23 protein-coding genes are annotated in these 25,506 nt (G+C 67.1%); 7 read left to right on the top strand and 16 right to left on the bottom strand.

Translation table 11 applies throughout. The features are described 5' to 3' along the window. Positions 1 to 642 precede the first annotated feature (642 nt). The 6 genes from AC5JDC_RS12975 to AC5JDC_RS13000 all read right to left on the bottom strand — a co-directional run bounded on the left by AC5JDC_RS12975 (position 643) and on the right by AC5JDC_RS13000 (position 7,242). On the bottom strand, positions 643 to 1,071 hold the full coding sequence (locus tag AC5JDC_RS12975; RefSeq protein WP_495841709.1) for a hypothetical protein: 429 nt from the start codon (positions 1,069 to 1,071) through the stop codon (positions 643 to 645). Positions 1,072 to 1,091: 20 nt separating this feature from the next. After that, complete coding sequence (locus AC5JDC_RS12980; RefSeq protein ID WP_495841710.1) at positions 1,092 to 1,403, bottom strand: YcgJ family protein; 312 nt, start codon at positions 1,401 to 1,403, stop codon at positions 1,092 to 1,094. Positions 1,404 to 1,501: 98 nt separating this feature from the next. Then, complete coding sequence (locus tag AC5JDC_RS12985) at positions 1,502 to 1,639, bottom strand: hypothetical protein (RefSeq protein WP_165816046.1); 138 nt, start codon at positions 1,637 to 1,639, stop codon at positions 1,502 to 1,504. Further along, positions 1,636 to 1,863, bottom strand: coding sequence for an amino acid transporter (locus AC5JDC_RS12990; protein ID WP_106772214.1), 228 nt, complete (start codon positions 1,861 to 1,863; stop codon positions 1,636 to 1,638). Before AC5JDC_RS12990 ends, AC5JDC_RS12985 begins: the two co-directional genes overlap by 4 nt. A gap of 165 nt (positions 1,864 to 2,028) precedes the next feature. Then, positions 2,029 to 5,508, bottom strand: coding sequence for a carbamoyl-phosphate synthase large subunit (carB, locus tag AC5JDC_RS12995; protein WP_495841711.1), 3,480 nt, complete (start codon positions 5,506 to 5,508; stop codon positions 2,029 to 2,031). A gap of 234 nt (positions 5,509 to 5,742) precedes the next feature. Next, positions 5,743 to 7,242 carry an MFS transporter gene (locus AC5JDC_RS13000; protein WP_495841712.1) on the bottom strand — a complete coding sequence of 500 codons (1,500 nt, stop codon included), beginning with the start codon at positions 7,240 to 7,242 and terminating at the stop codon, positions 5,743 to 5,745. An 80-nt stretch (positions 7,243 to 7,322) separates the two neighbouring features. Here AC5JDC_RS13000 and AC5JDC_RS13005 point away from each other — a divergent pair, with 80 nt between their 5' ends. Further along, positions 7,323 to 7,883, top strand: a complete 561-nt coding sequence (locus AC5JDC_RS13005) for a TetR/AcrR family transcriptional regulator (protein WP_495841713.1) — start codon at positions 7,323 to 7,325, stop codon at positions 7,881 to 7,883. Between the two features lie 73 nt (positions 7,884 to 7,956). Here AC5JDC_RS13005 and AC5JDC_RS13010 read toward each other — a convergent pair whose 3' ends face one another. From AC5JDC_RS13010 to AC5JDC_RS13030, 5 genes are all read right to left on the bottom strand, one after another. Further along, complete coding sequence (locus AC5JDC_RS13010; RefSeq protein ID WP_106772374.1) at positions 7,957 to 8,430, bottom strand: VOC family protein; 474 nt, start codon at positions 8,428 to 8,430, stop codon at positions 7,957 to 7,959. Positions 8,431 to 8,718: 288 nt separating this feature from the next. Then, entirely contained in the window at positions 8,719 to 9,414 is a 696-nt protein-coding gene (locus AC5JDC_RS13015) for an SH3 domain-containing protein (protein ID WP_495841714.1), read from the bottom strand. Between the two features lie 128 nt (positions 9,415 to 9,542). Next, entirely contained in the window at positions 9,543 to 10,169 is a 627-nt protein-coding gene (locus AC5JDC_RS13020) for a class I SAM-dependent methyltransferase (protein WP_495841715.1), read from the bottom strand. 343 nt (positions 10,170 to 10,512) lie between these two features. Next, on the bottom strand, positions 10,513 to 11,487 hold the full coding sequence (locus AC5JDC_RS13025; RefSeq protein WP_495841716.1) for an alpha/beta fold hydrolase: 975 nt from the start codon (positions 11,485 to 11,487) through the stop codon (positions 10,513 to 10,515). Positions 11,488 to 11,585: 98 nt separating this feature from the next. Next, entirely contained in the window at positions 11,586 to 12,596 is a 1,011-nt protein-coding gene (locus AC5JDC_RS13030; protein WP_495841717.1) for an NADP-dependent oxidoreductase, read from the bottom strand. Positions 12,597 to 12,721: 125 nt separating this feature from the next. Here AC5JDC_RS13030 and AC5JDC_RS13035 point away from each other — a divergent pair, with 125 nt between their 5' ends. Continuing rightward, on the top strand, positions 12,722 to 13,324 hold the full coding sequence (locus AC5JDC_RS13035) for a TetR/AcrR family transcriptional regulator (RefSeq protein WP_495841718.1): 603 nt from the start codon (positions 12,722 to 12,724) through the stop codon (positions 13,322 to 13,324). A gap of 137 nt (positions 13,325 to 13,461) precedes the next feature. Here the strand turns inward: AC5JDC_RS13035 and AC5JDC_RS13040 are convergent, their stop codons facing one another. Continuing rightward, positions 13,462 to 14,205, bottom strand: a complete 744-nt coding sequence (locus tag AC5JDC_RS13040) for a metallophosphoesterase family protein (protein ID WP_495841760.1) — start codon at positions 14,203 to 14,205, stop codon at positions 13,462 to 13,464. 2 nt (positions 14,206 to 14,207) lie between these two features. Then, a complete protein-coding gene (locus AC5JDC_RS13045) occupies positions 14,208 to 14,600 on the bottom strand; it encodes an ArsR/SmtB family transcription factor (RefSeq protein WP_495841719.1) in 393 nt (130 codons plus the stop codon). Positions 14,601 to 14,745: 145 nt separating this feature from the next. On the opposite strand from AC5JDC_RS13045, the gene AC5JDC_RS13050 reads away from it, so the two are divergent. The 3 genes from AC5JDC_RS13050 (at position 14,746) to ypfJ (ending at position 19,771) form a co-directional block, all read left to right on the top strand. Further along, positions 14,746 to 15,918, top strand: a complete 1,173-nt coding sequence (locus tag AC5JDC_RS13050) for an MFS transporter (RefSeq protein WP_495841720.1) — start codon at positions 14,746 to 14,748, stop codon at positions 15,916 to 15,918. A gap of 180 nt (positions 15,919 to 16,098) precedes the next feature. Continuing rightward, positions 16,099 to 18,750, top strand: coding sequence for a bifunctional diguanylate cyclase/phosphodiesterase (locus AC5JDC_RS13055; protein WP_495841721.1), 2,652 nt, complete (start codon positions 16,099 to 16,101; stop codon positions 18,748 to 18,750). 103 nt (positions 18,751 to 18,853) lie between these two features. Beyond that, positions 18,854 to 19,771 (top strand): KPN_02809 family neutral zinc metallopeptidase, encoded by a 918-nt coding sequence (gene ypfJ / locus AC5JDC_RS13060; protein ID WP_106772224.1) that lies wholly within the window; start codon positions 18,854 to 18,856, stop codon positions 19,769 to 19,771. 98 nt (positions 19,772 to 19,869) lie between these two features. On the opposite strand, the gene carA is transcribed toward ypfJ, so the two are convergent. Then, complete coding sequence (gene carA / locus AC5JDC_RS13065) at positions 19,870 to 21,072, bottom strand: glutamine-hydrolyzing carbamoyl-phosphate synthase small subunit (protein WP_495841722.1); 1,203 nt, start codon at positions 21,070 to 21,072, stop codon at positions 19,870 to 19,872. A 286-nt stretch (positions 21,073 to 21,358) separates the two neighbouring features. On the opposite strand from carA, the gene AC5JDC_RS13070 reads away from it, so the two are divergent. Next, entirely contained in the window at positions 21,359 to 21,808 is a 450-nt protein-coding gene (locus tag AC5JDC_RS13070) for a GatB/YqeY domain-containing protein (protein ID WP_106772226.1), read from the top strand. Between the two features lie 57 nt (positions 21,809 to 21,865). Here the strand turns inward: AC5JDC_RS13070 and AC5JDC_RS13075 are convergent, their stop codons facing one another. Both AC5JDC_RS13075 and AC5JDC_RS13080 read right to left on the bottom strand, forming a co-directional pair. Next, entirely contained in the window at positions 21,866 to 22,744 is an 879-nt protein-coding gene (locus AC5JDC_RS13075) for an alpha/beta fold hydrolase (protein WP_495841723.1), read from the bottom strand. A 207-nt stretch (positions 22,745 to 22,951) separates the two neighbouring features. Then, a complete protein-coding gene (locus tag AC5JDC_RS13080) occupies positions 22,952 to 24,616 on the bottom strand; it encodes a Na/Pi cotransporter family protein (RefSeq protein ID WP_495841724.1) in 1,665 nt (554 codons plus the stop codon). Between the two features lie 470 nt (positions 24,617 to 25,086). Between AC5JDC_RS13080 and AC5JDC_RS13085 the strand changes: the two genes are divergently transcribed. Continuing rightward, positions 25,087 to 25,488 carry an RcnB family protein gene (locus AC5JDC_RS13085; protein WP_106772230.1) on the top strand — a complete coding sequence of 134 codons (402 nt, stop codon included), beginning with the start codon at positions 25,087 to 25,089 and terminating at the stop codon, positions 25,486 to 25,488. Positions 25,489 to 25,506: the final 18 nt, after the last annotated feature.

A 25,506-nucleotide genomic window follows, 5' to 3' on the forward strand; every position in this document is an offset into this window, starting at 1 on the left:
GTCCCCTGAGCATACGTCATCCTCGCCACGCCCTGCATCGCAGTCTGGCCATTGAGAAGATCGGGAAGACGGGCGGCCGCAGGATCGCTCATCTAATTTTATATGCGACCTTTCGGCCGCCCGTCCGGTGCTTCTTCGCCGCTTCATTTCCGGGTCATGGGATCGTACTCGCTACTCCGGCTTAAGTGACGCCGGCGATATCCCGCTCATGACGGCTCCTCAGGCCATACCGGAGCCCCGTCCCGCTCAAGGACGGGATCGTTGGAAACTCTGAAGCAGCGCCGGACCTCGCGGCCACGTTAGCCGCTACCTTCCGGACACCGATCCCTCCCCGCAGACCACCGTCATGATCGGCGTTCCCGCAGGAGGGACTGCCGGGGATTATGCACGAGGTCTGAAGCGAGGGGATAAAACCCAGCGAGAAAGCGCATGTTTCTTGCAGCGGCTATCGCAGCAACGGCAGGCAAGTGCCGGGGACAGTTTACTTTTCCCGCCCGCGCCGGCCTTGGAACGCCGCCGCTTTTCCGCGGAAAGAAAATAAACTGTCCCCTGCAATCTGTCCTTGCCCCCTCTCCGTCTCGGGCTACGCCCTCGACACCTCTCCCCCACTTCATGGGGGCGAGGAAACGCCAGGCTGGAAACCTACCGCCACACCACCTCGGCCGCGGCCTCCGGGTCGGCCTGGAACTCGGCGGCGCGGGCGCAGGCCTTGCTGACGTCGTCGGCCATGGCCGCCAGTTCGCCGCCGACCAGCACGCCGTAAATCACCAGCACATGCTGGTCGTGATAGGTCTTCTGCGCGTCGGTCATCTTTGCCGCGTCGACGGGCGCCAGCGCCTCGAAGGCCGTCTTCATCTTGGTGTCGTCGAGCACGAAACCGTCGCAGGCGGCCGCGATGGCGGCCTGATGGGCGAGAAGCTGCAGTTTCGTCGTCTGCTCGCGCGTCAGCGCGCCTTCCAAGAGGTCGACGGCGTGCAGGCGCACGAAGCTGGAGTCGGGCTCGTCGGCCGGCGCGGGATGGGCGAAGGCGGACAGGGCGGCGGCGAGGCAGAGGGCCGGAAAACGTCGCATGGCGGAAATCCCCAAAAGAATCAGAAGACGCGGTGCGTCCAGGACGGCAGGAAGTCGCCGTCATTGTCGTAGCAGGCGCCCTCGCGCGGATAGCAGACCACGCCGCGCGCCGGGGAAAACGGCGCGGCCGGCTGGTAGGCGGGCGCGGGCGGGATGTACTGGTCGCGATGGTGGTGGTCGTGCGAGATGGCGGCGGCCGCGATGCCGCCCAACACCAGCCCGCCGACCAGCGCGGCCGTGTCGTCGGAATGCCAGTGGCGGGCAAGCCCCGGCGCCGTCATCGACAAGGCGAGCGCTCCCGCCAGTGCCAGTCTCGCCAGTGTCCCGCGCATCGGCGCCCCTCCCGATTTGTTGATGGTGGCGGGAGAGTATGCCGGGCGAAGCGGCGGTGGCAAGCGGGGATGGGGCCGATAGATGGCTTGGCGAACGGCTACTCGCCCGGATGCGGATGTTCGCCCGGTTTCGGACGTTCATCATCCCAGGTCCGTATCCAGAGCAACCCCAGGCCCGCAATGACGAGAGCGCCGACCGGCATGATGAGTAGGGAAAGCATCTGGATGGTGGTCATGGCAATAGCCTCTTGAGCACCAGGCTCGCCATCCAATGTAGTGCGGCTGACACGACAAGACAAATCACGCTGACGACCACAACCGATATCGTCGAGCTGTTCGTCACGGTACCGTACAGCGTCGAGAAAACTGGAGCCAAGCCGCCGACCGCGAAAAGTGCGATGGCCAAGCCGTTGAGATAGGTAGCGAAAAGCTTCAGGCGCTCATTACGGATCAGACTCATGGCGTCGGAAATCCCCCGAGCGCACTTCACACGAGAGCCGCAGCGGGGTCAACGCGCCGCAAATCGACGACAGCTCCCATTATGGATGGCGCACTTCCGCGGCGACCCCACCCGGCGCGCTGCGCGCGCCGACCTCCCCTCAAGGGGGAGGTGGGCGTCGGCGCATCAGAAATAAGATTGCAGCGGCCTGACCTCGAGGCTGCCGGCCTTGAGCGCGGCGATGGCTTCGGCGACCGCGGCCATGCCGGAGAGCGTGGTGTAATACGGCACCTTCTGCATCAGCGTGGCGCGGCGCAGCGATTTGGAGTCGGAAACGGCCTTCTGGCCGTCGGTGGTGTTGAAGACGATCTGCACCTGGCGGTTGCGGATGGCATCCTCGATATGCGGGCGGCCTTCCAGCACCTTGTTTATCTTCTGAGCCTCGACGCCGTTCTCCGACAGGAACCGGGCGGTCCCGGAGGTCGCCAGAACGCGGAAACCCAAGCCGGCGAGGCGCTTGACCGCCGGCAGGATGCCCGCCTTGTCCTCGTCGCGCACCGACACGAACAGCGTGCCCGAGCGGGGGAGATCGATGTTGGCGCCGAGCTGGCTCTTGGCGAAGGCCATGGCGAAGTCGCGATCCAGCCCCATCACCTCGCCCGTCGACTTCATCTCCGGGCCGAGCAGGATGTCGACGCCTGGGAAGCGGGCGAACGGGAAGACCGCCTCCTTGACGGCGACGTGGCCTGGGTTGCGGGCGTCCGGCTTGGCGCCGTAATGGGCGAAGGCATCGTCTAAGGTCTCGCCGGCCATGATGCGCGCCGCGATCTTGGCGATCGGCTTGCCGACGGTCTTGGCCACGAACGGCACGGTGCGGCTGGCGCGCGGATTGACCTCCAGCACGAAGATGGTGCCGTCCTTCACCGCATACTGCACGTTCATCAGCCCGCCGACGTTCAGCGCCTTGGCAAGTGCCGCCGTCTGGCGCTCCAGCTCGTCGACGAGGTCGGCCGACAGCGAGTGGACCGGCAGCGAGCAGGCGGAATCGCCGGAATGGATGCCGGCCTCCTCGATATGCTCCATGATGCCGGAGACGTAGGTGTCTTTGCCGTCGCACAGGCAGTCGACGTCGACCTCGATAGCGCCCGACAGATAGGTGTCGAAAAGCAGCGGGTTCTTGCCGAGCAGCGTGTTGATCTGGCCGGTCTTGTCGTTGGGATATTTCTGCTTGATGTCCTCCGGCACCAGGCCGGGCACGGTGTCGAGCAGGTAGGTCTGCAGCATGCCCTCGTCGTGGATGATCTGCATGGCGCGGCCGCCGAGCACGTAGGACGGGCGCACCACCAGCGGGAAGCCGAGCTCGGTGGCGACGGTGCGCGCCTGCTCGACCGACCAGGCGATGCCGTTCTTCGGTTGGGTGAGGTCGAGCTTGCGCAGGAGCTTCTGGAAGCGGTCGCGGTCCTCGGCAAGGTCGATCATGTCCGGCGAGGTGCCGAGGATCGGGATGCCGGCCTTTTCCAGCGCGTCGGCGAGTTTCAACGGCGTCTGGCCGCCGAACTGGACGATGACGCCGTGCAGCGTGCCGGCGGCCTGCTCGGCGCGCAGGATTTCCAGCACATCCTCGACCGTCAGCGGCTCGAAATAGAGGCGGTCGGAGGTGTCGTAGTCTGTGGAGACCGTCTCCGGGTTGCAGTTGACCATGATCGCTTCATAGCCGGCGTCGCGCAGCGCGAAGGCGGCATGGCAGCAGCAATAGTCGAACTCGATGCCCTGACCGATGCGGTTGGGTCCGCCGCCGAGGATGACGACCTTCTTCCGGTCGGAAACCTCAGCCTCCGAACGGGTCTCGCCGGCGAAGGGCACCTCGTAGGTCGAGTACATGTAGGGCGTCGGCGAGGCGAACTCGGCGGCGCAGGTGTCGATGCGCTTGTAGACCGGATGCACGCCGAGCCTTTCGCGCAGCTTCGCCACCTCGGAGGCTTCGCGGCGAGCGAGCGAGGCGAGGCGCGCGTCGGAAAAGCCCATGCCCTTCAGCATGCGCAGATTGTCGGCATCCTCCGGCAGGCCGTGCTCGCGCACACGCTGTTCCATGGCGATGATACCGTCGATCTGTTCGAGGAACCACGGGTCGATGCGGCACATCTGGTGGACGTCCTCCAGCGAGGTGCCCATGCGGATCGCCTGCGCCACCATGCGCAGGCGGTCGGGCGTCGGCGTGCCCAGCGCGGCGCGGATGGCGTTCTTCGCTTCCGGGCCGTCGGCGCCGGGGATCTCGATCTCGTCGAGGCCGGTGAGGCCGGTTTCAAGTCCGCGCAGCGCCTTCTGCAGCGATTCCTGAAAGGTGCGGCCGATCGCCATGACCTCGCCGACCGACTTCATGGCCGTGGTCAGCACCGGCTCGGCGCCGGGGAATTTCTCGAAGGCGAAGCGCGGGATCTTCGTGACGACATAATCGATGGAGGGTTCGAACGACGCAGGGGTGGCGCCGCCGGTGATGTCGTTCTCCAGCTCGTCCAGCGTGTAGCCGACCGCCAGCTTCGCCGCGATTTTTGCGATCGGGAAACCGGTGGCCTTGGAGGCAAGCGCCGAGGAACGCGACACGCGCGGGTTCATCTCGATGACGACGAGGCGGCCGTCGGCCGGGTTGACGGCGAACTGCACGTTGGAGCCGCCGGTCTCCACCCCGATCTCGCGCAGCACGCGAATAGAGGCGTTGCGCATGATCTGGTATTCCTTGTCGGTCAAGGTCAGCGCCGGCGCGACGGTGATGGAATCGCCGGTGTGCACGCCCATCGGGTCGATGTTCTCGATCGAGCAGACGATGATGCAGTTGTCCGCGCGGTCGCGGACGACCTCCATCTCGTATTCCTTCCAGCCGAGCACGCTCTCCTCGATCAGCACCTCGGTGGTGGGCGAGGCGTCGAGGCCGGACTGCACGATGTCGAAGAATTCGGCGCGGTTGTAGGCGATGCCGCCGCCGGTGCCGCCCATGGTGAAGGACGGGCGGATGATGGCGGGCAGGCCGACATGGTCGAGCGCCTGCGCGGCGATCGCCATGGCGTGGCTGATGTAGCGCTGCTTGCGGTCGCCCTCGCCGAGATTCCAGCTTGTTTCGAGCGCGTCGAGCGCGGCGTCGAGGTTGTCCGGCTTCTCGGCCTTCAGCGCGGCGCGCTCGGCCTCGTGCGTCTTGCGGTCGGCGTCCTTGACTGCCGAGGCATTGGCCAGCATCGACTTCGGCGTCTCCAGGCCGATCTTCTGCATCGCCTCGCGGAACAGCGAGCGGTCCTCGGCCTTGTCGATGGCGTGCGCGTCGGCGCCGATCATCTCGACATTGTAGCGATCCAGCACGCCCATGCGGCGCAGCGACAGAGCGGTGTTGAGCGCGGTCTGGCCGCCCATGGTCGGCAAGAGCGCGTCCGGCCGCTCCTTGGCGATGATCTTGGCAACCACTTCCGGCGTGATCGGCTCGATATAGGTGGCGTCGGCCAGTTCCGGGTCGGTCATGATGGTGGCCGGGTTGGAATTGACCAGGATGACGCGGAATCCCTCGTCCTTGAGCGCCTTGCAGGCCTGGGTGCCGGAATAGTCGAACTCGCAGGCCTGGCCGATGACGATCGGGCCGGCGCCGATGATCAGGATCGATTTGATATCGGTGCGTTTCGGCATGTCTCGCTCGTCGATCTGGCCCCGCGCGAAAGACCGGTACGGGCGTGCCCGGCCGGTGCGCGAGAGAAATTCAGGTGTCAGGCTAGGCGGGCCTTATAGGGGAGAGTTTTCCGCTATGTAACCCCGAAAATGTGCATGCCCGCCCTGCGAAGGCGGGCAGCGAACCCTCAGGCGCCAGCGGCTGCGGGAGAGTTCCAATCCAGGACAGGACGAGCACGACCCCGCCGGGCAGAATCACCGCTCCCGGACGAAGGAACCGCCCCTGCTGCGCGACACGTTCCACACGAGCCCGGCAACCAGCAGCAGGCATGCGATCGCCGCGGCGACAACGCCTACGAACGCCTGGTCGAACGCCGCGCGGGCAAGCGTGGCGACCTGCACGGACTGGCCGGCCGGCAGCGTGGCCGCAAGCATGAGGGCTTCGTCGAGACTGTCGCGCGCCTGCGGAGCGATCGCCATGCCCGCGGGGACGATCATCGCGCTGGTATAGAGAAGCGACATGAGGCTGCCGAGCAGCGCGATGCCGAGCGCTCCGCCGAGTTCGTAGGAGACTTCCTCGACGGAGGCTGCCATGCCCGCCCTCTCCTCCGGCGCCGAAAGCATGATGGCGCTGGAGGCCGCCGTCATCGCCGCTCCGAGCCCGAAACCCATGACCGCGAGCGGCGTGAGCCACACCCCCGTCGGTCCGTCATAGGCCAGGAGAAACGCCGCAAGCGCGACGCCGGTCAGCAGGAGGGAACCCATCAGGATGCGGGCCGGCTCGACCCAGGGCAAGGCCAGCCCGGTGAGCGGACCCGCCACGAAGGCGGCCAGCGGGATCGGCAGGATCAGCAGACCCGCCTCGAGCGGCGAGTATCCGAGCACGAGCTGCAGCCGCTGGCTGAACACCAGCTCGACGCCGACAAGCGCACCCGAAGCCACCAGCGCGGTCGCCACGCCCGAGGAGAAGCGCGGATTGGCAAACAGCGAGAAGTCGATCAGCGGCGCCGCGCTGCGGCGCTGCCGGCGCACGAACACGATCAGGGCTGCCGCGCCGAGCGCGAACGCGGCAGCGGCGGCGATCCAGGACGGATCGCGCTTGCTGAGTTCCTTGACGGCATAGACGACGCCGATCAGGCCGACCATCACCTGCACCGAGCCGACCAGGTCCCAGGGACGGCTGGCGTCGCCGGGGCGGGTTGCGAGCAGCAGGGCGCTCGCGGTCAGCGCCAGGAGCACGACCGGCACGTTGATCAGGAAGACCGAGCCCCACCAGAAATATTCGAGCAGCAGCCCGCCGACGACCGGACCGAGCGCGGCGCCGCCGGAGGCGACGGCTGCCCAGATGCCGATGGCGAATGCGCGCTCCTTCTCGTCGGTGAAGGTGAGGCGGATCAGCGAGAGCGTGGCGGGCATCATCATGGCCGCTCCGACGGCGAGGAGCACGCGGGCGGCGATCAGGGCCGCGGACGACGGTGCGAAGGCCGCTCCCAGGGACGCGGCACCGAAGACGACGAGGCCCGCCATGAACATCCGCTTGTGGCCCAGCCTGTCGCCGAGCGTGCCGAGGCCCGGCAGCAGCCCCGCCACGACCAGCGGATAGGCGTTGACGATCCAGAGCTTCTCGGTGGCCGTGGCAGCAAGGTCGTGGGTGAGCGTCGGCAGCGCCGTGTAGAGAACCGTCATGTCGATGACGATCAGGAAAAGGGCGCTGGAGACTATGCAGAGGACCAGCCATCGGTTTTGGTGCGACATCGGATTTTCCTTCGACATGCGCCGGTTGCCGGCACATGGCTGCCGATATAAATACGATCGTATTGAAATGGAAGAGGCTAATGGCTGGGCGTCCGCGAAGCATCGACAGGGACAAGGTTCTGGATGCCGCCGAGGCACTTGTGGCGCAGACGGGCGCCGCCGCTCTGAGCTTCGAAGCCGTGGCCAAGGCGGCCGGAATCACGAAGAGCGGCGTGCAATACTGCTTCGGAACCAAGGAGAACCTGATCCGCTCGATGATCCAGCGCTGGGGCGATTCCTTCGAACGCGACGTGATGCAGCGGATCGGCGAGGACAGGTCGCCGCGCTCCGTCATCCGCGGGCATCTGGAGGCGACGCGCGACGGCGACGAGTCCGAATACTCCCGTTCGGCGGCGATGATGACGGCGCTGCTTCAGCGCCCCGATCAGGTGGCGGCGACCAGGGCGTGGTACACGAGCCGCCTCTCCCGACTGGACATGACGGATCGGGCGGACCGGCGCGCCGCCCTGGCTTTCCTCGCCGGCGAGGGTGCGTTCATGCTGCGAACGTTCGGGTTGATCGATCTCGACGATGCGCAATGGGATGCGCTGTTCGCCGACATGCTGTCGGTCGCCGGCGAGGATGAGTCGCCCGGCAGGTAAGGGATCAGGGACCGGTCACCCCGCTTCGCTCGACCATGCTCCGGTTCGGGACCCGACTCAGGCGTCCCGTCCGTCAGCCGCGCCGCGCCGCCTCGATCGCGGCGACGTCGATCTTCCGCATGTCCAACATCGCCTCGAAGGCGCGCTTCGCCTCGGCGCCGCCGGCCGCCATCGCCTCCGTCAGCACGCGCGGCGTGATCTGCCAGGAGACGCCCCATCTGTCCTTGCACCAGCCGCACGCGCTTTCCTGGCCGCCATTGCCGACGATGGCGTTCCAGTAGCGGTCGGTCTCCTCCTGGTCGTCGGTGGCGATCTGGAACGAGAAGGCTTCGTTGTGCTTGAATATCGGTCCGCCATTGAGACCGATGCAGGAAATGCCGGCGACCGTGAAGTCGACCGTCAGCACGTCGCCCTCCTTGCCGGACGGGTAGTCGCCAGGAGCACGGTGCACCGCATGCACGGCGCTGTCCGGAAAAACCCCTGCATAGAAGCGGGCGGCAGCCTCGGCGTCCTTGTCGTACCACAGGCAGATCGTGTTCTTGGCAATTTGCATTGCTAGTCCTCTCTCTTGAAACCTACTCGGTCCTGATTTCCGCGCACTGGGAGCGGTTCACAGCCGTCGCAACGATGCACAACGTTCACAGAATGCGCTGGCACCATCCGACGTTCCGCCGGCAATGCCTGAAGGGTGCGATATCAGGACCGCCGCTTCCAGGGCCAGATGCGGGCAGCGTTTCGATCAGGACGCGGCCTGCCGGCGGCTTCGAACCAGCCATCCCGCATCCCACTTCGCTCGATCCGGGAAGACGGCTGGCTCGGGACCGAGCGAGCCGCCCTACCCGCCGAACGCCAGCGCGTCGGGGATCTCGAAGCGCTCGGCCTTGCCGATGCGGATGATGTTGAGCTCGGCCTCGCGGGTGTAGCTCACCGGGTCAGGCGCATCCGAGGTATCGGCCCGGCCGTTGCGGAAGCTGATCACACGCTGGCCGCCGTCCGGCCATGTGACGGTGACCGTCGCCTCCTTCTCCGCATCCCGCCGCACGGAGGCGGCGCACATGCGCATCGGCTGCCCATAATAGCGTGCGCAGGGAATCTCGGCGGCCGCATCGACCCTGGCCGGCTCCGCTTCCGTCGGCGGCTCGCCTTCCTCGATCGGCGGGGCGGCGCTCGCCTCGTCCTGCGGCGCCAGGCCGGGATCGTCGACGAGCGTTTCGTGCAGGTAGCGCCCGGCGACGAAGCCGGTGATCCTGGGAGCCTCGACAGTCTCGACCTCGCACCAGCTATTACCGTTGACGTCGCTGCAGCCGAGATTGCGCAGCAGCGCGCCGTTTGGCAAGCGCCCCACCACCCTGCCGCCCGCCGAGGCCGTGGCGCGGACGTTCAGGAGGTCGTTGCTGGCGACACCTTCGACCACGAAGAAGCCGGCAGCCTCCTCGGATCTTTGCGGACGAGCCTCGGTCTGCGCCATCGACGGACCGGCGGCCGGCAACAGAAGACAGGCCGCAAGGGCCAGAAGAAATCCACAGCGCATGGCGGTTCCACCGCTAAACAAGGCCGGATGCCACCGTGCCGCGCGTTCGAGCCGGCCCTTCGGCATCCGTTCGGGAGTCCGCCATATCATATCCAGGCCGGTCGCCGGAACGGCAAGCTTGCCCGTCATCACACCGGCAGCGTCTCGACGGCCGGAGCGCTCTGCACCCCGCCCTCGCCGCGCCGCGAAATCCGGTAGACGCTCGCCGGCGGGATGTTGCGCATGGTCCGGCCGATCTGGACGGACTGCAGGCCGAGCCGGTCCAGGATCGCGTTCGGCACGGGACAGCGCGGGCCGTAGGTGAACTGATAGAAGCTGCCGCCGGGGCGCAGGCAGGAAAAGGCGCCGGCAAGGATCGCTTCCACCTTGGCCTGCGGCATCGACAGGAGCGGCAGGCCGCTGACCACCGTGCCGGCCGGGCGCTCGGCGAAGAGGCCGGTCGCGCCGATCGCCGCGGCGTCGATGGACAGGATATTTGCCGCGGGAAAGCGCAGCCTGAGCAGCCGCGCGAAGTCCGGGCCGAACTCCACCAGGGTGAGATCGCTTTCGCTGAGCCCGCGCGCCAGCAGCGCGCGGGTGAACACACCGGTGCCGGGGCCGAGCTCGAGCACCGGCGCGTCGGCGGGGGAGATTTCGCAGGTGATCAGCCGCGACAGGGCCGGTCCCGAGGGCGCCACCGCAGCGACGCGCAGCGGGGCCGCCAGCCAGGAACGAAGGAAGCGGAAGAAATCCGCCTGGACGCAATCTGCGGTCATGAAGTCCCTCTCGTCGCGGCCCCCGCCTGACGTTGCGGCACAATCTCCGATTCCATGGCGGGATTAGGGCAAGCACCTGCGCTTCCCGCGCCGACCGGATCGGCCGGCGATCATGCAGGGCCGCCATTGCGGCTTTGTGACAGGGAGCTGGGTGGAGAGCATCACGCCTTCCGAATATGCCGACGCCTGGCAACGGCCGCGAGCAGAAGCAGCGGGATTGCCGGGACCGACGGTCTGGATCGCAATGAGGCGCCGAGATGCGAGAACGACGACGTCGCGCCTATGCCCGCCCCCCGCAGTAGCCCATGTCGAGGAGGCCTGGCCGTACATGAGGCATCCAGGATCAACCCTGGTCCGGCAAGCTCCGGAGGAACCCGATTATCGCCGCGTTGACCTCGTCCGGCCGCTCCTGCTGGGTCCAATGCCCGCAGCCCGGCAGCATCAGCGTATCCCGCAGCTGCGGGACGAAAAGCTTGAGATTGGCCAGCAGCCGATCCATACCGGGGAAGGCCACCACCAGGTCGCGGTCGCCGGCCATGTAGAGGGCGGGAACGTTGACCCGCGCCCCTGCAAAGGGCGCCATCAGCTCCCAGTTCCGGTCGATGTTGCGGTACCAGTTGAGGCCCCCGGCAAAGCCGGTGCGCTCGAATTCGCCGGCATAGACATCGACGTCGCTTTCGCCGAGCCAGGGCGGCAGCATCGCTGGCGCTTCGACGCCCTGCAGGATGCCGGCGCTGCGCGGGACCATGCTGATTCCCGCGCCCGCGCCCGTACCCTCTCCCGATACGGCGTAGAGCATGGTGCGCACCGTAGCCCGAGGGTCGCGTTCCAGCTCCGCCTCGGCGACGCCGGGCTCCTGGAAATAGAGCTGGTAGAATTGGGAATCCGCCGTGCGCGGCATGAGGCTGGTCGGGTGCGCATTGGCGCGCGGCCGGAACGGCACGCTGAGGCCGACGACGGCGCGAAAGCGGTCCGGCCGCATCAGCGCCGCATGCCAGGCGACAGGGGCGCCCCAGTCGTGGCCGACGATGACGGCGGTGGGCGCTTCCAAGGCGTCGAGAAGGCCGACCATGTCGCCGACCAGGTGAAGGATCGTGTACTGCTCGATCGTCTCCGGCCGATCGCTCCTGCCGTAGCCCCGCATGTCCGGGGCGACGGCGCGAAAACCGGCCGCCGCGAGCGTGCCCAGCTGATGGCGCCAGGAATACCAGGATTCGGGAAAGCCGTGGCACAGGAGCACCAGCGGCCCCTCTCCCTGCTCGGCCACATTGAGGCGGATGCCGTTGGTTTCAACGATTCGCTGCGTCGGTTCGCTCATGCCTCTCACGCTCGCGTTCCGCCTTAGATTAATGGCAGACCAGGCAAGCCGCAACGAGTGGGCCGAGCGAAACCGAACGGCAAGTCTCGGAGGGCGGTTCAGCCGCCGGCGAGCTTGACCAGCATCTTGCCGGTGTTGTCGCCGGAAAACAGGCCGATGAACGCTTTTGGCGCGTTCTCCAGCCCCTCGATCACCGTATCGCGCGACTTGATGCGGCCCTCGGCAAGCCAGCCGAGCATCTCGCGCGTGAACCGCGGCGTGAGGTCGGGATGGTCGAGGATGATGTAGCCTTGCATTTTGATGCGCTTGGCGATCAGCGCGGTCATGTTGCGCGGGCCTGGAGGCGGAGTCTCGTCGTTGTACTGCGCGATCATCCCGCAGATGGCGAAGCGGGCGAACCTGTTGGCGACGGCAAGCGCGGCATCGAGATGATCGCCGCCGACATTGTCGAAATAGACGTCGATTCCCTCGGGCGCCGCCTCGGCAAGCGCTTTGGTGAGGTCCCCGGCGGCGCGATAGTTGATGACGGCATCGGCGCCGAGTTCGTCGCGCACCCAGCGCGCCTTGTCCTCCGTGCCGACCGAGCCGACGACGCGGGCGCCCTTGATCTTGGCGATCTGCACCGCCATCGAGCCGACGGCGCCGGCCGCCGCCGAGACGAAAACCGTGTCTCCCTCCTTCAGCCCGGCGATATGCAGAAGTCCGGCATGCGCGGTCTGACCGGGCACGCCGAGCGGACCGAGCCAGGCCTGGAGCGGCGCGGCGGGATCGATTTTGCCCGCCGTCGCGGCGTCGATCACGGCGCGGTCGCGCCAGCCGGAGAAATGGGTCACGACGTCGCCCGGCGCGAAGCCCGGCGCGGCGGACTGCTCGACCACGCCGACGGCCGCGCCCTCGAGCGGCTGGCCGACCTGAAACGGCGCGATGTAGCTGGGGCGGTCGACCATGCGGCCGCGCATATAGGGATCGACCGACATCCACAGCGTGCGGACGAGGAGCTGGCCTTCGGCGGGCACCGGCAGGCGGCGCTCGACCAGCTCGAAATTGTCCGGGCCCGGCAGGCCGGCCGGGCGGCTTTTCAGGTGGATTTCGCGGGCTGCAATGGTCACCAGAATCTCCTATATAGAAACTTAAGGACAGTAACTTACGACTGGTAGGTTACCATTGGTAATATGCAGCGCAACAGGCGAAGTCAAGCCGAACGCCGCATGACTGATAGGCCACGCAGGCTGGGATGACTGGAACAGCAGCAAAAAAACTGCCGAGGGCGGAGCGGCGCGAGCAGTTGCTCGAGACCGCCCAGGCGATCATGGGCGAGACAGGCACCGACGCATTGACGCTCGGCTATCTTGCCGAACGGGCCGGCGTCAGCAAGCCGATCGCCTACGAGCATTTCGGCACGCGCGCCGGCCTGCTGATCGCCATCTGCAGCGCCTATGACAAGCGGCAGATGCAGGCGCAGCGCGAGGCGCTGGCCGCCGGCGGCGAGACGCTGGAGGATGTCGCCTCGATCTTCGCCTCGTCCTATGTGAGCTGCGTGCTCGACATGGGCCCCGCGATGGGCGCCGCCTTCGCGGCGCTCTCGGCGACGGAGGAGACGGCGGATTTCCGGCAGTCGCTGCGGCGCGGCTATGTCGACCGCTACCGGGAAGGTTTTGGCCGCTTCGTGGAACTGCCGCGGAACGATACGGCGGTGCTGCTCGGCTGTCTCGGCGCGGCCGAGGCGCTGGCGCAGGACGCCGCGGCGGGCCGCGTCTCCCGCGACGAGGCGGTGGAGGCGCTGGCGGGCATGTTCACGGCGACACTGAAGCGCTATCCGGCCAAGCACGCCGGCTGACGTTCAGGTCCGTTCCCTACCCTTCCGGATAGCCTTGGACTCGGCGAAGTCAACGCGGTGAAGAATATCCCGCTCACTCGACAACCCCGCCGGAACCAGCTTCGAGATTGCCTGAGACCGACAGGCATAGATCAAGCCTACCCTGTTATGAAACCGGTACGCAGGCCTTCCGCCCATTCCGCCCGGCCGGCTTCGGCGGCGCGTCGTGCCGCCGCTTCATGGTCGTAGCGGACCGCAAGCGCCTGGAAGCCGAAATCGGCGCCCAAAACCTCGACGAGGCCATAGCGGGCGTGCGGGGAGCCTTGTTCGGAGCGATGCGCCGGCTCGGTCGGGTCAAAATAGGCCGGACAGCCGACGCTGCCCGGATTGAAGACGATCGGGCCACCGGGCAATTCGACCAGTTCGGGACGATGGCTGTGGCCGGCGAGCACCAGCCGGACGGCCGGGTCGAGACCTTCCAGGCGGCGGGCGATGGTCGCCGTCGGCGCGCGGACGAGGCCTCCGTCGACGATGTTTTCGGTCAGATATTTTTCGTCGTGGTCCGGCCGGGCGTGGAAGGCGAGGATGGAGGGCGCGGGGCTGACCTGTAGCGGCAGGCCGGCGAGCCAGTCGCGTTGCGCCTGCGACAGCCGGTCGTGGGCGCAGCGGTCCGACGGGCCCATCGCGTCGAGCGGATCGAGCGGCACGCGGCGGTCGTGATTGCCGCGCACCGTCGGCCAGGCGAGCGACATCAGCCGCCCGACCGTCTCGCGAGGCCACAGCGGGCCGGAAGCGCAATCGCCGACGGTCAAGTCGGCGCCGCCGCGCCGGGCGAGGTCGGCAAGAACGGCCTCGAGGGCGAGTATATTGCCGTGGATGTCGGCGATAACCGCGATCCGCATCTTCACCCGACCGATCCCTTCGTGGCCTCGCCGTCGCGTTCGAGTTGGCGCAGCTCGACCCTGGCGACCTCCCGCATGTCGAAGGGAATGGCGGCCGCGCTGGCCAGGATCGAATCGAGCAGGCCGGGGAAGCGCGCGTCTAGATCGGCGCGGCGCAGCGAGATCAGCCGGTTGATGCCGCGCACTTCAGTGCGCGTAATGCCGGCTTCCCTCAGCTTGGCAAGGTGATAGCTGATGTTGGTCTTCGAGCCGAGGTCGAGGAAGCGGCTGCAGTTGATCTCGAAATCCTCGTTGCGGGCGAGATAGCCGACGATCGACAGCCGCGTCTGGTCGCCGAGCACGGACAGCACGGTCGCCAGGTCGATCTGTTCGGCCGATGGATGAAAGAGCGACATTCCGGACAGATACCAGTTCCAATGTTTCGACGCCGCCGGCTCCTGACACGGGCTGGCGGGAGCCATGCGTAACAACAGTCTGGCACATTGACATAGGCGCCGATCCGGCTCAATAGTTCAATGAATTTTGAACTAAGGATCTCCCATGGACAGACGTCTCGTCTGGCTCGCCGTCGGCGCCTTCGCCACGAGCACGGTGGCATTCGTGTTCGCGGGGCTGCTGCCGCTGATCTCGGCCTCGGCCGGCATTTCCGTGTCGGATGCCGGCCATCTGGTCACCGTCTATTCGCTCGCCTATGCGATCGGCACGCCGATCCTGTCGACATTCGCCGGTGCCGCCGACCGGCGCCGCGTCATCGCCGCCGCGCTGCTTGCCTTCATCGCCGGCAACGCAGCGGCGGCGTCCAGCGGCTCCTTCGCCACCCTGCTCGCCGCGCAGATCGTCATGGGCGCCTCGGCCGGTCTGTTCGCCTCCACCGCCCAGGCGACGGCGGTGGCGCTGGCGGATCCCGAGCACCGCGCCCGCGCGGTGGCCACCGTGCTCGGCGGTACCACCTTCGCGGTGGCGCTCGGCGCGCCGCTCGCCTCGCTGGTCGGCAGCCTCGCCGGCTGGCGGGCGGCCTATCTGGTGGTGGCGGGACTGGCGCTGCTCTGCCTTGCCGTGCTGTGGCTGCGCCTGCCGCGCGGCCTGCCCGGCCTGAAACTGTCGCTGCGGGAACGGCTGGCCGCTCTCGGCCGGCCGGGCATCCTGCCCTCGCTGGCGGTCACCCTGCTCTACCTTACCGGCGGCTTCATCATCATCGCCTATCTCGGCCCGCTCGCCACCCAGGGCGCGGGACTGCCGGTCGCCATGCTGCCGGCGCTGCTGCTCACCTTCGGCATCGGCGCAATCGCCGGCAACTACGCCAGCGGCCAGCTCGCCGACCGGCTCGGTCCGGGCCGCATGATCGTCATGGCGCTGCTCGCTTCCTCGGCGATCTGCGCATCGATGACCGCGATCCTGGAGCTGCTGCCGCCGGAGATCGCCGGCCCGGCGCTGGTCGCGATCATGCTTCCCTGGGGCTTCGTCGGCTGGACGTTCCCACCCGCCCAAGCCAGCCGGCTGGTCGGCCACGCGCCCGAACTCGCCAACCTGACGCTGCCGCTCAACGTGTCGGCCATGTATTTCGGCATCGCGCTGGGCAGCTTCATCGGCGGAAGGTTGCTGGAGGCCGCTCCGGTGGCGGAGCTCGGCATCGCCGCGGCCGCCTTCCCGCTCGCCGCGCTCGCCGTCGTCGCCCTGACGCGCCGTAGCCGGGAACGCGTGCCGGCGGCCTGAGCCGGCGGGCGTCTGGCGGCCGCGGCATGAGGTAAAGTCCCAGTACCGGATGCCGCGTTTTTCGAGAATTTCGAGTCCCGTTTAACTACTTTTTGACGACGGACCGAAAGTGATACTTAAAGGTTACATGCCATCGTCGGATTTTGGCAGGCCCCGGCCGTTCCGGTGCGAGTGGCAACCTTGATAAACTTCGGCCAGATTTCACGAAGCTTGATCTCGCCCGGCACCTTTCCAGCTGTCGTCGCCGTCATCGGCATAGCCCTGCTCGGCATCTTCGCCGACCATCAGAACAGGATCGTCTCCGAACAGGCGCTGCGCGCCCAGGTTCTCGCCAAGATCAACCTGGTCCGCGCCAAGTTGGAAGGCAATATCCACGGCAACGCCCAGCTGGTGCGCGGCCTCGTCGCCATGGTCGCCGCCGAACCGGACATCGACCAGCGGCGCTTCGGCGAACTGGCGAAACGCCTGTTCGACGGGACCAACCAGCTCCGCAACGTCGTCGCCGCCCCCGACCTCGTGGTCACCATGGTCCATCCCGCCGACGGCAACGAGCGGGTGGTCGGCCTCGACTATCGCACCAATCCCGCCCAGCGGGAGGCCGCGCTTCGCGCCCGCGACAGCCGGCAGATGGTCCTCACCGGTCCGGTCGACCTGGTGCAGGGCGGACAAGGGCTGATCGGCAGGTTTCCGGTGTTCGTCGGCGACGATGGGGGACGGCGCTTCTGGGGCCTGGTGTCGGCGGTGATCGATATCGACAAGCTCTATCGCGACAGCGGACTGCTGGAGGATCACGGCGTCGAGATCGCCCTGCTCCGCCGCGAGGCGCCCGGAAGCGCCCCGTTCTTCGGGCGTCAAGGCATTACCGAGGAAGACCCTGTCGTGATGGACGTGTCCATGCCCTTCGGTACCTGGCAGATCGCGGCGGTGCCGCGGGGAGGCTGGGATGGCGAGCCCGGCAATGCCTGGCTGCTGCGCGCCCTGATCCTCGCCGCCGGCATCCTGGTCGTCATCCCCATCGCTTTCGCCGGCAGATTCTATGCCCAGCGCCAGCGCAACTATCTTGCCCTGCAGGACAGCGAGACCCGTCTGCGCCGGCTCTCGAACCGCCTCGAGCTCGCCCTCGGCGCCTCGCACATCGGCGTGTGGGAACTCGACCTCGCCACCAACGAGCTGATCTGGGACGACCGGCTTTCCGATATCTACGGCCTGGGCGGATCGGGCGGGCCGCGCAACTACAGGGATTGGCTGGCGGTGCTGCATCCCGACGACATCGCGCGCGCCGACGCCGATTTCCACCGCCAGGTCGCGGAAGACAGGCCGCATTCGTCCAGATACAGGATCATCCGTCCCGATGGGACGGTGCGCCACATCCGCACTCACGCTACCATCGTCCACCATCCACGCGACACGCCGCGCATGATCGGGGCGGAATGGGACGTCACCGACGACGTGACGCTCAACAAGGACCTGGAGAAGGCCAAGGTGCTGGCGGAGAAGCGGAGCGCCCAGCTCGAGGCAGCCAGGGCCCGCATCGAGCACATCGCCCAGCACGACGCTCTGACGGGTCTGCCGAACCGCCGCTATCTCGACCAAGAACTCGAACGGCTGGCGGCGGCGTGCGCCCACGACGGCCGGCGCATCGCGCTGCTGCACATCGATCTCGACCGCTTCAAGCAGATCAACGACACGCTCGGCCATGTCGCGGGGGATGCCATGCTGGTCCACGCCTCGCAGGTGCTGAAGCAGAACGTGCGCAGCGACGACTTCGTCGCCCGCATCGGCGGCGACGAATTCGTGGTCGTCTGCGTCGGCCGGCCGGGCAGCGACAACATCGAGGAGGTCGCCCGCCGCATCGTCCGGGAGATGCGGCGCCCCGTCGCCTATCAAGGCCACCAATGCCGCTTCGGCGTCAGCATCGGCATCGCCGTCGAGGAAGGCGCCGAAATCGATCCGGGACGCCTGCTGGTCAACGCCGACATCGCGCTCTACCGGGCCAAGAACCGGGGCCGCAACAGGCACGAGTTCTTCGACGAAGCGCTGCAGGCCGAGATCGTGCGTACCAAGAAACTCGCCGACGACATCCTGCGCGGGCTGGAGCGCAACGAGTTCATCGCCCACTACCAGCCGCAGTTCGACGCCCGGACCCGTGAGATCGCCGGCGTCGAGGCGCTGGTGCGCTGGGCCCATCCGACCGAGGGCCTGCTCACGCCCGACGCCTTCCTGGCGACCGCGGAGGATCTCAACGTCGTCTCGACCCTCGACAGGATCATCCTCGAGCAGGCGCTGTCGCAGTTCGACCGCTGGACCGCGAGCGGCCTCCTGGTGCCGCGCATATCGGTGAACGTGTCGGCGCGCCGCCTGCGCGACGAGGAACTGATCGACAGCCTAAGGCGGCTCGACATCCGGCCCGGAGTGCTGTCCTTCGAGCTGGTCGAGTCGATCTTCCTCGACGAAACGGACGAGCTGGTGCGCTGGAACGTCGACCGCATCAAGGAATTCGGCATCGACATCGAGATAGACGACTTCGGCACCGGCTATGCCTCCGTCGTCGGCCTGCTCAAGCTGCAGCCGCGCCGCCTCAAGATCGACCGCCAGCTGGTCCAGCCCATCGTCAAGTCGGTGCGTCAGCGCCATCTGGTCGAATCGATCATCGAGATCGGCAGGACGCTCGGCATCGAGGTCGTGGCCGAAGGTGTCGAGACCATGGCGCATGCGCGCATCCTGGAGAAGATCGGCTGCGACAAGCTGCAGGGTTTCGCCTTCGGGCCGGCGCTCAGCGCCGCCGCCCTGGAAGACTACATCCGCAGCGGCTCGTGGCGGGCGGCGTCCTGAGCCACTCAGCTGAGACGGGCAGTTCCCTCCAGGCAACCTTTGCTCTAGTTTCGGATTCCACGGACAAGATAGCCGGTCGTCCGCCGGCGCAGGGAGAGCCGGTATGCTTTGGAAGGGCCGCAGGCAAAGCCAGAACGTCGAGGACAGGCGCGGCGGCGGTGGAGGGGGCGGCGGCCCCTTCGGCCGGCCGGGCGGTGGAGGCATGCGCATCCCGATCGGCCGCGGCGCCGGCGGCGGCGGCATATCCACCATCGTCATCCTGGTCGTGCTGTTCTTCGCGCTGCGCGCCTGCGGCATCGATCCGCTGGCCATGCTGGGTGACGGCGGCCAGCAGGTGCCGGGCGGCGGCGGCCAGCTGACGGAGCAGAAGAGCACGCCGGCCAGCGACGAGATGGGCCAGTTCGTCTCGACCATCCTGGCCGAGACCGAGGACGTGTGGAGCGGCATCTTCAAGGCCGAGGGGCTGACCTATCAGGAGCCCAGCCTGGTGCTGTTCTCGGGCGGCATCGCCTCTGCCTGCGGCTACGCTTCCTCGGCGGCCGGGCCGTTCTACTGCCCCGGCGACCGAAAAGTCTATCTGGACACCGCCTTCTTCGATCAGCTCGCGCGCCAGTTCGACGCGTCGGGCGACTTCGCCGAAGCCTATGTGATCGCCCACGAGGTCGGCCACCACGTCCAGAACCTGATCGGCGTCCTGCCGAAGTTCAACCAGATGCGGCAGCAGATGTCGCAGGTCGAGGCCAACCAGATGTCGACCCGCGTCGAGCTGCAGGCCGACTGCTTCGCCGGCGTGTGGGGCCACTACACCGCGCAGAAAGGCATTCTGGAGCGCGGCGATCTGGAGGAGGCCCTGAACGCCGCCGCGCAGATCGGCGATGACACGCTGCAGCGTCGCACTCAGGGCTATGTGGTGCCGGAGAGCTTCAACCATGGCACCAGCGACCAGCGCCAGCGCTGGTTCGCCGCCGGTTTCAAGAGCGGCAAGCTGTCGGACTGCGATACGTTCAACAACCCGATCTGAGGGCAATAGCCCGGACGGCTCCGCCGCCCCGGCCTGTGCCGGATGAGCGAGGAGGCGATTGGCCTCCTCGCTTCGAGAACAGGAAAGATTCTGTCCTGTCAGCGCTCGGCGAGCGCCGGCTCGCCCTTGCGCTGGCGGATCAGGTTGGCAAAGCGGCGGAACAGGTAGTGCGAATCCTGCGGACCGGGCGAGGCCTCGGGATGGTGCTGCACCGAAAACACCGACCGGCCGGCCAGCGCGATGCCGCAGTTCGAGCCGTCGAACAGCGACACATGCGTCTCCTCCACGCCCGTCGGCAGGCTCGCCGAATCCACCGCAAAGCCGTGGTTCATCGAGACGATCTCGACCTTGCCGGTGGTGTGGTCCTTGACCGGATGGTTGGCGCCATGATGGCCCTGATGCATCTTCGTCGTGGTCGCGCCCACTGCCAGCGCCAGCATCTGATGGCCGAGGCAGATGCCGAAGATCGGGATGTCGGTCTTCAGCAGGTCCTTGATCACCGGCACGGCGTATGCGCCGGTGGCGGCGGGATCGCCGGGGCCGTTGGAGAGGAAGATTCCGTCCGGCTTGAGCGCCATTATGTCCTCGGCGGTGGCGCTTGCGGGGACCACCGTCACCTTGGCGCCGAGCCCGGCGATCAGGCGCAGGATGTTGCGCTTGACGCCGTAGTCGATGGCGACGACGTGGAATTCCGGTTCGCCCTGCCCGTCATAACCTTCGTTCCACACCCAGGGCTTTTCCGTCCACACCGAGGACTGGCCGGAGGTGACGTCCTTGGCGAGGTCGAGGCCGAGCAGCCCCGGCCAGGCTTTGGCCTGCTGCTTGAGGTCGTCGAGGTCGAATTTTCCATCCGGCGAATGCCCGATCACCGCGTTGGGCATGCCCTTCTCGCGGATGAGCACGGTCAGCGCCCGCGTGTCGACGCCGCTGATGGCGATGACGCCGCGCCGCTTCAGCCAGCGGTCGAGATGGTCGCCGGCCCGGTAGCTGGACGGGTTGGTGACGTCGGCCTTGAATACAGCACCGACCGCGCCGGCGCGCGCCGCCGGGTTCAGGTCCTCGATGTCCTCGTCGTTGACGCCGATATTGCCGATATGCGGAAAGGTGAAGGTGACGATCTGGCCGGCATAGGACGGGTCGGTAAGTATCTCCTGGTAACCGGTGAGCGCCGTGTTGAAGCACACTTCGGCAACCGCGCTGCCGGTGGCGCCGAGGCCTCGCCCGCGGATCACCGTGCCGTCGGCGAGCACCAGGGCGGCGGTCAGCAGTTCGGGTCCCCAGGGGGCAGTCGAGGCGGTCATCAGGCGGCTCCGTCAGAAAATGCCCGGTGCTTGCGGACAAGCACGCGAAGGGCCATATACGCGGCAAGAAACGGCTCGCCGCAATGTTGCGGCAGCCGTAAATGCAAAACCTACTTTATGCAAGGCGCGCACGATATGCGATGCCTCCCGGCGGGTCAACCGGCGTGAGCCGGCCGCAATGCCAATTATTTTCCGGAGCGAAAACAGGAAGTTGGCTGCGCGGCTCGGATTTGCGTCGGCCGGGCGGCAGCGCTATTGTCCGCGCTCGTGAAAAGGAGAATCCGCCATGCGCGCGGCTATCGCCGAGGCCCTCAAGACCTCCCTCAAGGCTCAGGACAAGCGCCGCACCTCGACGCTGCGCCTGATCAACGCCGCGATCCAGGACCGCGACATCGCCAATCGCGGTGCCGGCAAGGATCCCGTCAACGACGAGGAGATCCTGCAGATCCTGGCCAAGATGGTGAAGCAGCGCGAGGAATCGGCGGCCGCCTTCGAGCAGGGCAGCCGGCTGGAGCTGGCCGAGCAGGAGCGCCAGGAGATCGCCATCATCCGCGAGTTCCTGCCCAGGCAGCTGGGCGAGGACGAGGTCAAGCGCGCCTGTCGCCAGGTGGTCGATGAGGTCGGCGCCGGCGGCCTGCGCGACATGGGCCGCTGCATGAACGCGCTCAAGGAAAAATATCCGGGCAAGATGGACTTCGGCAAGGCGAGCGGCATCGTCAAGGAGCTGCTGCAGTAGCAGGCCTGTCACTCAAGCATGTGTGCTGCCCGTGGGCGGCACACATGCCCCATATGCTCACACTGCCGATCTTTCGCTTCGCCCTTGCGTATGCTTGATGAAATCGACCATGAGCGGCGCGGCCGTCGCCGCGTGCGTCTCAAGCAGCTTGTGGCCCGCATCGAGGACATGGGCTTCCATCCTCGGCAGCGCCTGCATCCATGACAGCACCTCGGCGAGGTCGAAGAAGGGGTCGTGGCGCGCCCAGATCATCAGGGAGGGCGGCTGCCAGCGCGCGAGATGGTCGGCGATCTCGTCGAATCGCGCGGCGTAGTTCCCATAATCCTTGATCAGCGCCCGCTGGGTCTCCATCCGGCCCGGCAACTGCATCACCCGCCAGTCCTCCTCCCAGACTTTGGGCGGGATTCGCGCCGCCACGTCCGGCGGCATCCCGCCGAGATAGCCGTTGCGCACGCCCTCGAATGTCAGATGCGCGGTCGCCGCCGCCTCGTTGTCCGGGTCCGGATGCGACCAATAGGCGATGACCGGGTCCCATGGCGGCCCGAACCCGGTCCGGTGAGCGTTGGCATTCTGGATGATGTGGCCAAGAACCTGATCCGGCGCCCGCATGGCGATATGAAAGCCGACCGGAGCGCCGAAATCGTGAAGGTAGACATAGCGCGGCCCGACGGCGAGCCGGTCCAGCAGCTCCGCGATTGCCTCGCCGAACGCATCGAAGGTGACCTGTGGCAGGACGTCCGACTCACCGAAGCCGGGCAGATCCGGCGCGATCACGTAGGCGACCTGCGACAGGAGCGGCACCACGTCGCGAAAATAGTCCGCCGAACCGGGAAAGCCGTGCAGCAGCAGGACGGGGGGCATCGACGCCTCACCCGCGGTGACGAAGGACAATTCCGTGCCGCCGGACAGGCGGAGTCGTTGCCGGGCCAGGTCCATCTCCTGCCTCCTCTGCTCGATCGTCCGATCCCCCGCAATGTCCGCGCAGCGGCAATTGTTCCAGCAGCCGGCGCGGCAGCCAGGCAGGAAGCCCGGTCCGCCCGTCGCTTGTGCCGGCCAGCTCGACAACGAATTTTGCGCAGGAGCGAGGCGGGCTTGCCCCATCGCGCGGTGAATGGCCCGCGCTTCCGCATCAGGCCACGGGCCTTAGACCGCCTTAAGCCGGGTCCCGGTGAGCAGGCCGGCCTCCTCCAGCGCCGGATAGGCCATCGAGGCGAGCAGCGAGTTGATCTGCTTCAGGTCGCGGATGGTGTCGAGATGGATGGAGCTGGTCTCGACACTTTTCGCCGTGCCCTCGCGCAGCCGCTCGAAATGGCTCTGGCTTGCCTGCTTCTCCAGCGCCCGCAGCCGGTCCTTCTCCTGGACGAGCTGGCGCGCCGTCTCGGCGTCGCGCGACACCAGCACGTTGAAGGCGAGCCGGGCATTTGTGAGCACGACGTGGTGGAAGGCGGTCAGCTCGCGCCAGCCCTCGTCGGTGAAGGTGAGCCCGCGGTCGAGCTTCTTCTGCACATGCGCCAGCATGTTGCGCACGATAATGTCGCCGACCTGCTCCAGCTTCACGCAGGCCCCCAGCAGCTCCTGGCAGCGCAGCGCCTCGGCCTGCGTCAGCTCGGCCGGCGCGATCTTGGCCAGGTAGAGCTTTATCGCCGCATGGCGCCGGTCGACGCGATCGTCGAGCGCGGCCAGCTCATCGATCTTGTCCTGGTCGGCATGCTCGTAGAGTTCGATCACTCGTGTCAGCATGATCTCGACGGTCTCGCACACCCGCACCACCTCGCGCGTCGCATTGGCGAGCGCCAGGCTGGGCGTGGCGAGCGCCGCCTCGTCGAGCGCGCTCAGCTCGGCATCGGCAAGCGTGCCGGCCTTCTCCCCGCCGCCGCCCAGCGCCACGATCGCCTGCGAAGCACGGTAGACGAGCCCGGCCAGCGGAATACCGGCGATCAGGATGATGCAGTTGAACAGAATGTGGGCGTGGATGATCTGATCGCTGACGGCAGCGCCGAGCATGCCGACCGGCGGCTTGAACACAAGGAACAGCGTCAGCATGACGATGGACCCGGCGCCGCGCATCAACAGGTTGCCGACCGGCACGACGCGCACCGCCGGCGCGGCGCCGCGGGTGAGCAGCGGCGCGATCACCGAACTGCCGAGATTGACGCCGAGCACCAGCACGATGCCGAGCTCCGGCGGGATGAAGCCGCGCTCGGCCAGCGTGACGAACAGCAGGACGGCGGCGATGCTGGAATGGAACAGCCAGGTCATCAGCGCCGCGAGCAGGAAGGCCGTCACCGGGTCGCTGGCGAAATAGGCGACGATGACCGGCAGGAGCCGGCTCTCGCGCAGCGGCTCGGCAGCCTCGCCGATCATCTCCAGCGACAGGATCAGCAGGCCGACGCCGACCAGGATGCGCCCGATCTGGCGCCAGTCGCGGCGCTCGGTGGCCATGAACATCACCGTTCCCGCGGCGATGCAGACCGGCACCAGGAGGCTCAAGTCGAAGGACAGCAGCTTGACCACAAGCGCCGAGCCGATCTCGGCGCCGCGCACGGCGAGCTGGCCGGCCATGCCGCTGACGATGCCCGCGCCGGCGAAGGAGCCGACCAGCAGGGTGACGGCGGTCGAGCTCTGAAAGGCGATCGACAGCCCGGTTCCGGCCAGCACCGCCAGCAGCGGATTGCGCATGGTGCCGCGCAGCTTCTGCTTGAGCGCATCACCATAGGCGCGCTCGACGCCGGTGCGCACCATGCGCGTGGCGAAAAGCAGCAGCGCGATCGCACCGGCAAGGTGGACGAGGACGACCGAGCCGGTCACCGGCCGCACCTGTACAGGCGAAGCGGGCGGCCGAATGGTCGACGACCGGCGGGAATCATGCGCATGACAAGCCCAAATATATTAGCCGATTAATAGAATGCCAAGTGGATCGACCGGGTTGTCCGGCACCGACCTGCGATGTCGGAAACAGCCATTTTTCATCAACGCACGACGTAAGGAAAAGAAGCATGGAGCATCGTGCCGACACAAAAATCCACAAAGCGGCGCGTTCGCGCGGCGGGTCCGGCGGCGCTGCGCAGCGATCGGCATAGACGGTTGCGTCCTCCCCGGGCAGCGGCCCGCCGCCTCGGGGGCCATGGTTCGCAACGACTGTCGGGAAATTGCGGAGAAGTTTCAGAACCCTTCCTACGCCACTGAATCCATTACGTAATTGTAATGTTCCCGTTCAGACTGCATTCATCCGCCGAGACCTACCGTCCATCGTGTCACATGACGAAAGGACCTCCCGAATGAAACGTCTCATCCTCTCCGCACTCGCCCTGTCGATGCTCGCCGTGCCGGCCGCCCAGGCCGCCGAGCGCCACGGTTCTCGCGAGGAATACCGCAAGGTGCAGAAGTACCACGCCCCCAAGCACGATTCCCGCCACTTCGACAGGCGGGATTCCCGCCATGTCGAGAGGAAGGAGGTGATCCGGCGCGGCGACAAGGTCGTCGTCCGCAAGGTCGAGCGCCATCGCTGGGTGAAGGGGCACCGCGTTCCGGAGTGGCAGCGCAAGCATGTCGTGCGTGACTATGGGCGCTACGGCCTCCACCGCCCGGGTCCGGGACAGCGCTGGGTCAAGGTCGACAACGACTACCTGCTGATCGGCATCACCAGCGGCATCATCGCCGGCCTGATCGCCGGACGCTGAGCGGACGAGCGGAAATGA

This window comes from Kumtagia sp., from assembly GCF_059502445.1.

Bases quoted from the DNA above. Each gene is read 5' to 3' on its own strand.
- AC5JDC_RS12975 (WP_495841709.1), bottom strand. From the start codon at position 1,071: ATGCGACGTTTTCCGGCCCTCTGCCTCGCCGCCGCCCTGTCCGCCTTC.
- AC5JDC_RS12980 (WP_495841710.1), bottom strand. From the start codon at position 1,403: ATGCGCGGGACACTGGCGAGACTGGCACTGGCGGGAGCGCTCGCCTTG.
- AC5JDC_RS12985 (WP_165816046.1), bottom strand. From the start codon at position 1,639: ATGACCACCATCCAGATGCTTTCCCTACTCATCATGCCGGTCGGCGCT.
- AC5JDC_RS12990 (WP_106772214.1), bottom strand. From the start codon at position 1,863: ATGAGTCTGATCCGTAATGAGCGCCTGAAGCTTTTCGCTACCTATCTC.
- carB (WP_495841711.1), bottom strand. From the start codon at position 5,508: ATGCCGAAACGCACCGATATCAAATCGATCCTGATCATCGGCGCCGGC.
- AC5JDC_RS13000 (WP_495841712.1), bottom strand. From the start codon at position 7,242: ATGTCGCACCAAAACCGATGGCTGGTCCTCTGCATAGTCTCCAGCGCC.
- AC5JDC_RS13005 (WP_495841713.1), top strand. From the start codon at position 7,323: ATGGCTGGGCGTCCGCGAAGCATCGACAGGGACAAGGTTCTGGATGCC.
- AC5JDC_RS13015 (WP_495841714.1), bottom strand. From the start codon at position 9,414: ATGCGCTGTGGATTTCTTCTGGCCCTTGCGGCCTGTCTTCTGTTGCCG.
- AC5JDC_RS13020 (WP_495841715.1), bottom strand. From the start codon at position 10,169: ATGACCGCAGATTGCGTCCAGGCGGATTTCTTCCGCTTCCTTCGTTCC.
- AC5JDC_RS13025 (WP_495841716.1), bottom strand. From the start codon at position 11,487: ATGAGCGAACCGACGCAGCGAATCGTTGAAACCAACGGCATCCGCCTC.
- AC5JDC_RS13035 (WP_495841718.1), top strand. From the start codon at position 12,722: ATGACTGGAACAGCAGCAAAAAAACTGCCGAGGGCGGAGCGGCGCGAG.
- AC5JDC_RS13040 (WP_495841760.1), bottom strand. From the start codon at position 14,205: ATGCGGATCGCGGTTATCGCCGACATCCACGGCAATATACTCGCCCTC.
- AC5JDC_RS13045 (WP_495841719.1), bottom strand. From the start codon at position 14,600: ATGTCGCTCTTTCATCCATCGGCCGAACAGATCGACCTGGCGACCGTG.
- AC5JDC_RS13050 (WP_495841720.1), top strand. From the start codon at position 14,746: ATGGACAGACGTCTCGTCTGGCTCGCCGTCGGCGCCTTCGCCACGAGC.
- ypfJ (WP_106772224.1), top strand. From the start codon at position 18,854: ATGCTTTGGAAGGGCCGCAGGCAAAGCCAGAACGTCGAGGACAGGCGC.
- carA (WP_495841722.1), bottom strand. From the start codon at position 21,072: ATGACCGCCTCGACTGCCCCCTGGGGACCCGAACTGCTGACCGCCGCC.
- AC5JDC_RS13070 (WP_106772226.1), top strand. From the start codon at position 21,359: ATGCGCGCGGCTATCGCCGAGGCCCTCAAGACCTCCCTCAAGGCTCAG.
- AC5JDC_RS13075 (WP_495841723.1), bottom strand. From the start codon at position 22,744: ATGGACCTGGCCCGGCAACGACTCCGCCTGTCCGGCGGCACGGAATTG.
- AC5JDC_RS13085 (WP_106772230.1), top strand. From the start codon at position 25,087: ATGAAACGTCTCATCCTCTCCGCACTCGCCCTGTCGATGCTCGCCGTG.